At 56.4% G+C, this 6,276-nt stretch carries 6 protein-coding genes and 3 tRNA genes; 8 read left to right on the top strand and 1 reads right to left on the bottom strand.

What is annotated here, in order from left to right; all coding sequences use genetic code 11:
* Positions 1 to 264 (top strand): hypothetical protein (locus tag KGZ93_09300; GenBank protein MBS3909799.1); only part of this gene is annotated, 264 nt, incomplete at its 5' end.
* A gap of 227 nt (positions 265 to 491) precedes the next feature.
* Here KGZ93_09300 and KGZ93_09295 read toward each other — a convergent pair.
* Positions 492 to 674, bottom strand: a complete 183-nt coding sequence (locus tag KGZ93_09295) for a hypothetical protein (protein MBS3909798.1) — start codon at positions 672 to 674, stop codon at positions 492 to 494.
* A gap of 70 nt (positions 675 to 744) precedes the next feature.
* On the opposite strand from KGZ93_09295, the gene purF reads away from it, so the two are divergent.
* The 7 genes from purF to KGZ93_09260 all read left to right on the top strand — a co-directional run bounded on the left by purF (position 745) and on the right by KGZ93_09260 (position 6,139).
* Positions 745 to 2,214 (top strand): amidophosphoribosyltransferase, encoded by a 1,470-nt coding sequence (purF, locus tag KGZ93_09290; GenBank protein ID MBS3909797.1) that lies wholly within the window; start codon positions 745 to 747, stop codon positions 2,212 to 2,214.
* Positions 2,207 to 3,253, top strand: coding sequence for a phosphoribosylformylglycinamidine cyclo-ligase (locus KGZ93_09285; protein MBS3909796.1), 1,047 nt, complete (start codon positions 2,207 to 2,209; stop codon positions 3,251 to 3,253). Before purF ends, KGZ93_09285 begins: the two co-directional genes overlap by 8 nt.
* Entirely contained in the window at positions 3,243 to 3,851 is a 609-nt protein-coding gene (locus tag KGZ93_09280) for a phosphoribosylglycinamide formyltransferase (protein ID MBS3909795.1), read from the top strand. Before KGZ93_09285 ends, KGZ93_09280 begins: the two co-directional genes overlap by 11 nt.
* Positions 3,852 to 4,020: 169 nt before the next feature.
* A complete protein-coding gene (gene purH / locus KGZ93_09275) occupies positions 4,021 to 5,571 on the top strand; it encodes a bifunctional phosphoribosylaminoimidazolecarboxamide formyltransferase/IMP cyclohydrolase (protein ID MBS3909794.1) in 1,551 nt (516 codons plus the stop codon).
* Between the two features lie 211 nt (positions 5,572 to 5,782).
* Positions 5,783 to 5,858 (top strand) — tRNA-Lys (locus KGZ93_09270).
* A gap of 1 nt (position 5,859) precedes the next feature.
* Positions 5,860 to 5,932, top strand: a tRNA-Glu gene (locus tag KGZ93_09265).
* Between the two features lie 135 nt (positions 5,933 to 6,067).
* A tRNA-Val gene (locus KGZ93_09260) sits at positions 6,068 to 6,139 on the top strand.
* Positions 6,140 to 6,276: the final 137 nt, after the last annotated feature.

Genomic DNA, 6,276 nt, shown 5'->3' with positions numbered 1-6,276 from the left:
GATATCGAGATTTGGCGCCAGGAATTAAACCAGTGTATCAATACCGATCAGACAGGTGTTGTGCGGGTTAAGGTTGCAGGCACACTTGATTCTCACGGGAAGCTTATTCCTGATTCGTTGAAGTTTTATTTTGAACAAAATGGTGCGCCTGATGGGGGAGTTGTTTATATCCCTGCGCCACTTAGCCAAATCCCAACACCTCAAGCAGTGGAGAAGGATAGTTATGATGCAATAAGTAGTGTAGTTAACGCAGAAAAGAAATAAATCAATCAATTAAAATGGGGTTAGAAGAGCTTAGCTTCATTGGAGTCCATGTTTCATGCTGCTAGAGCACTTCTGTTTGCCAATAACTACCGTGAGAAAAGCCACTTTTGCCTAAAAGCTGCCCTTCAGACACCTTATGTTGACGAAGGAACATTAGATCAGGGTTTTTTGATGATTTTGATACAACTATGCTACTCGGAGAAATAGCAGATCACAAATTCGATTTCTCAAGAGAAGGAGCCGCCGAGCCAGTACAGGGGAACAGACTGTAAATTTCGCCCCATTCCGACCACAATATCGAAGCGCTCAAAGGTATCGACCTGGTTATCGGGGAAGGTATCTTCGGATTGCTTGGTCCCAACGGGGACGGTAAGAAAATCATCCTGCGAATGCCAAGCTCCTCTAACCAAAGCCGGCTACATCCCCTGTAAGCTTACACCTGTATCTCACCAAAGATATCTGCTATTCTATAGTCACTAAATCCGCGAGGAGAAAACGTTGAGTTCTGAGTTTGACGACAATCGGCCCGACAAGCCCGAAGAGGCCTGTGGAGTCTTCGGGATATACGCGCCCGGAGAGGATGTTAGCAGGCTGACCTACTTCGGGTTGCACACTCTCCAGCACCGGGGACAGGAGAGCGCCGGCATGGCGGTCTCGGACGGGCAGTCCACCATCATCTATAAAGACATGGGTCTTTTGACGCAGGTCTTTGATGAGCGCAACCTCGGCACACTCCAGGGCGATATCGCGATAGGGCACGTGCGCTATTCCACGACGGGCTCGAGCCTGTGGGAGAACGCGCAGCCGGTCTATAAGACCTTCAGCGGCGGGAGCGTCGCGCTCGCGCACAACGGCAACCTCATCAACATGCAAGAACTCCGCGAAGATATGCGCAAAGAGGGCATCCGTTTCCGGTCGACCTCCGATAGCGAGGTCATCGCGTCGCTCGTGGCGTCGCGGGCCGACCAGGGGATGGGAATCGAGCAGGCCATCAAAGAGACTATGAAGATGATAAACGGGGCTTACTCCGTCCTCATCTTGACCGAGCAGACCCTCTACGGCATGCGCGACCCGTACGGCATACGCCCGATGGTCATCGGTAAACGCGGCGAGCATTATGTCGTCGCTTCGGAGAGCTGCGCGCTCGACATCGTCGGCGCGGAGTATGTTCGAGATGTCGCACCGGGTGAGCTTATCATCATCGACCAAAACGGGCTGCGCAGCGAACAAGGCGCCGAGCCCAAGAAATCTTCGCTCTGTATATTTGAGTTTATATATTTTGCCCGCCCCGACACCAAACTTCTCGGGCGGCTGCTCTACAGCGCGCGCGAGGCGATGGGTATCGAGCTGGCCAAAGAGGCTCCCTGCGACGCCGACCTCGTCACCGGGGTGCCGGATTCAGGGGTGCCGGCGGCAATCGGCTATTCGCAGGAATCGGGTATCCCATATCGCGAAGCTTTCGTAAAAAACCGCTATATAGGGCGGACTTTTATACAGCCGACGCAGACGATACGCCAGGTCGGCATAAAGCTCAAGCTCAACCCGCTTAGCGAAGTAGTCAAGGGCAAGCGGGTAGTCGTCGTCGATGACAGCGTTGTGCGCGGCAACACCAGCCAGAAGCTCGTGGCGATGCTGCGCGAGGCGGGCGCGACCGAGGTCCATATGCGCGTCAGTTCGCCGCCGGTCGAGTGGCCGTGCTTCTACGGTATCGACACGGCCGACCAGGGCCAGCTCGTAGCCGCGGTCAACACCAATGAGGCGATACGTAAATTTATCGGGGCCGACAGTCTGAGCTACTTAAGCCTCGAAGGACTGGTCAGGGCGACCGGTAATAAACGCGAGGACTTCTGTCTCGCGTGTTTTGACGGAAATTATCCGGTCGATGTGCCGGATGACTTAAAGATAACCAAGTTGATGCTGGAAGAGGAGCAAGCCAAGGTAGATGGATAAACAGGATAAGAAGGGGCTTACCTACAAGGACGCGGGCGTCGATATCGACGCGGGCGAAAAGGTGGTCGAACTCATAAAAAAATCGGTGCGATCGACCTTTCGACCGGGCGTTTTGACCGACATAGGCGGCTTCGGCGGCCTTTTTTCACTTGATACCGCAAGATACAAAGAGCCGGTTTTGGTTTCGGGAACCGATGGCGTCGGGACCAAGCTCAAAATCGCGCAGGCGCTCAACAGGCACGACACTGTCGGCATCGACCTGGTGGCGATGTGTGTCAACGATATCCTCGTGCAGGGGGCCGAGCCGCTATTCTTTCTCGACTACTTCGCGACCGGCACGCTCGAGCCGCATCAGGCGGCGGCGGTCATCGAAGGTATCGCCGAGGGGTGCCGGCAGGCGGGCTGCGCCTTGCTCGGCGGTGAGACCGCCGAGATGCCCGGCTTCTACGAGCCCGGCGAGTACGACCTGGCGGGTTTTGCCGTCGGCGTCGTCGACAAGCCCGATATAATCACCGGTGAAAAAATCGAAAAAGGCGACGTTATACTTGGCCTTGCCTCATCGGGCCTGCATAGCAACGGCTACTCACTCGTCCGAAAGTTGGTAGATGATGGCGGATTTTTACTGGAGCGCGCTTATTGGGACGGCGGTCGCAGTCTGGGCGAAGAGCTAATCGAGCCGACGAGAATCTACGTAAAGAGCATTCGGATGCTGATGAGAGAATTCAACATAAAAGGACTCGCCCACATCACGGGAGGCGGCCTGACCAACAATATACCGCGAATCCTGCCGCGGACCGTCGACGCCGAGCTTGCGCTCGGTTCCTGGGAGACGACGCCGGTCATCGAGTTCGTGCAGCGCGAGGGCGGCGTCGCGCTCGATGAGATGCTCAAGACCTTCAACATGGGTATCGGCATGGTCGTCGTGGTCGCCAAAGGCGACGCCGAGAAAGCGCGTGATATCCTCATCGCCGAAGGCGAGGAGGTCTATGTGATAGGCGAGGTCGTCGCCGGCAAAGGAGAGACGAGATATGTCGGTTAAGCTCGGTGTTTTGATATCGGGAAGCGGGTCGAACCTGCAGGCCGTCATCGACAGCTGCGAGGCCGGCGAACTCGGGGCCGAGGTCGCGGTCGTCATCAGCAACCGCGCCGACGCTTACGGCCTGGTCCGCGCCGAGCAGCACGGCATAGCGCGCGTCGTCTTGCCGCGCAAAGCCTTCGCCGACGAGGCGTCCTACAACAGCGCGATTCGGGACACGCTCAAAGAGCACGACGTCGAGCTGGTCGTGATGGCGGGCTACATGCGCCTTCTCGGCAAAGAGGTTCTCGATGCCTACGTAAACCGGGTCGTCAATCTCCACCCGGCGCTTCTGCCTTCTTTCGCCGGCGCCCACGGCATCAAAGACGCCCTCGACTATGGCGTAAAGGTCGCCGGGGTCACCGTACACTTCGCCAACGAGGTCTTCGACGAAGGCCCTATAATCCTCCAGGAAGCGCTCGCCGTTCGCGAAGACGATACCGAAGAGACGCTCGCTGCGCGAGTCCACGAAATCGAGCACCGGATACTGCCCGAAGCCATCAAGCTCTACTCCGAGGGCCGCCTGGAGGTCGTCGGTAGGAAAGTGCGGATTAAGGAGTAGGGGCGTGGTCATGTCATGAACCGCACGCGAGCCGCTGTTAGTTCGTAACAAAAACTATCGCAACTTCCATAGCCGAACCTTCAAGCTTAAAGTATAATCTTTAGTGGAATATTCGCTTGTAAGCATAAGTGTTGAGTAAAACGTAAACGTTGACTATAGGAGGCGATGGATGATAGATAAAATCAAGATTCAAAGAGCGATTGTAAGCGTCTCGGATAAGACCGGAATCGTCGAGTTCGCAAAAGGCTTGTCGACCTTTGGCGTAGAGATTCTCTCGACCGGCGGTACCGCCAAGGCGCTGCGCGATGCCGGCATCGAGGTCATCGAGGTCTCCGACTACACGGGTTTTCCCGAGATGATGGAGGGGCGCGTCAAGACCATGCATCCCAAAATCGCCGGGGGCATCTTGGCGGACCGCAGAAAAGAGGACCACATGCGCCAGATAGAAGAGGCCGGTATCGGCCCCATCGATCTGGTCTGCGTCAATCTCTATCCCTTCGCGGCGACCATCGCTAAACCCGATGTCGTGCTCGATGACGCGATTGAAAATATCGATATCGGCGGGCCGACGATGATTCGGGCGGCGGCTAAGAACTTCGAGGGCGTGGCGGTCGTCGTGGAATCGATGTGGTATGCGAAGATTATCGATGAGATGCAGGCGAACGACGGGGCTATCGGGCGGGATACACGCTTCGCGCTCTGCCGGGCGGCTTTTAAGCATACCGGACAGTACGACTCGACCATCGCCCAATATCTGGCGGGAAAAGACGAGTTCCCGGATGTCGTAAGCTACACCTTCGAAAAGATAATGGAGCCGCGCTACGGCGAGAACCCGCACCAGAAAGCGGCGTATTATCGCCAGGCGGGCGCCCCGGAGGACGCGCTGGTCAACTTCAAGCAAATCCACGGCAAAGAGCTCTCTTACAACAATATCTTGGATATGGATGCGGCGTGGGGCTTGGCGTGTGAGTTCGAAGAGCCCGCGTGCGCCATCATCAAGCACAACAACTCGTGCGGCTGCGCGGTCGGCTCCGATCTCGCCGACGCGTACCAGAAAGCGTATGAAAGCGACACCATATCGGCGTTCGGCGGCATTGTCGCCGTCAACCAGATGGTAGATAAGGCGACCGCCGAGAAGATTGCGCGGATATTCATCGAAGTCGTCATCGCCCCAGGATACGACCAGGAAGCGCTCGATGTCTTGACGAGAAAGTCGGACCTCAGGCTAATCGATACCGGCGGCGTAACCAAGAAGACCTACTTCGGGCGCGACCTGCGTCGGGTAGACGGCGGGGTTCTCGTGCAGGACTTCGACAACATCGAAGAGTCCGCCGCCAACTGGCAGGTGGTCAGCGAGGTCAAGCCGACCGACGCGCAGTGGAAAGACATGGTCTTTGCCTGGAAGGTCGCGAAACACGTCAAGTCGAACGCCATCATCTACGTCAAAGACCGGGCGACCGTCGGCGTCGGCGCCGGCCAGATGAGCAGGGTCGACTCGACTTGGCTCGGGGCGCGCAAGGGCGGCGACAAAGTCAAAGGCGCGGTCGTGGCATCGGACGCTTTCTTCCCGTTTAGGGACGGTCTTGATGCGGCGGTCGAGGCGGGCGCGGCGTGTATCGCCGAGCCGGGCGGTTCCGTCCGCGACGACGAGGTCATCGCGGCGGCCAACGAGCACGGCATCGCGCTGGTCTTCACCGGCAAGCGCCATTTCCGCCACTAAAAAAGGGCTTAGTATTTTAGGCTGGGCTTACTTGTAAACCCAGCCTTTTTCGCGAGGCAGGGCGTATCGGTTTGTGCGGAGAGGTTTGGCTGGTGCGGCGATTATAGGATTGACATCCGGCATTAACCTGTAGTATCATAACTTTTGCTGTAGCGGTATAGCGTGTGCCGCTACAATATTTTTGTTCAAGGCATTTATACCTAAATGACTTGGGCCGTTAGCTCAGTTGGTAGAGCACCGGACTTTTAATCCGGGTGTCGAAGGTTCGAGCCCTTCACGGCTCACCATGCCCCCATCGTCTAGGGGCCTAGGACACCGCCCTTTCAAGGCGGCGGCGGGGATTCGAATTCCCCTGGGGGCACGAACGAAGTGAGGCAACACAGGAGGAATTGCTTTAAATATTCCTCCTGCAAGGGCACGAAGTTTAGGGAAGAATCGCCCAGAGCGATTTAACCGAGAATCGAAAAGGGCGCCAGTGCGTATTTCGCCCGTTAATGGGAGTTTAGCTCAGCGGGAGAGCGTCTGCCTTACAAGCAGAGGGCCACAGGTTCAAATCCTGTAACTCCCACACACCCCAGTTCTGCTGGGGTTTTCTCTTTTCTATAACCTTCATCGTGAATGTCCTTAAGTTACATTGCTACCCGCGTCATCATGTTGTTGCTCAAGGACTAACTCTCGCGCACTTCTTCACAACTCACCTGTTGC

The sequence above is a fragment of the Actinomycetota bacterium genome, from assembly GCA_018333515.1.
Lineage (GTDB): Bacteria > Actinomycetota > Aquicultoria > Aquicultorales > Aquicultoraceae > Aquicultor.
The sequence above is the reverse complement of the archived record's forward strand: the minus strand, read 5'-3'. Positions and strand labels throughout refer to the sequence as shown.

Excerpts from the sequence above, each read along its gene's own strand:
- KGZ93_09285 (MBS3909796.1), top strand. The coding sequence starts at position 2,207 with ATGGATAAACAGGATAAGAAGGGGCTTACCTACAAGGACGCGGGCGTC.
- KGZ93_09280 (MBS3909795.1), top strand. The coding sequence starts at position 3,243 with ATGTCGGTTAAGCTCGGTGTTTTGATATCGGGAAGCGGGTCGAACCTG.
- purH (MBS3909794.1), top strand. The coding sequence starts at position 4,021 with ATGATAGATAAAATCAAGATTCAAAGAGCGATTGTAAGCGTCTCGGAT.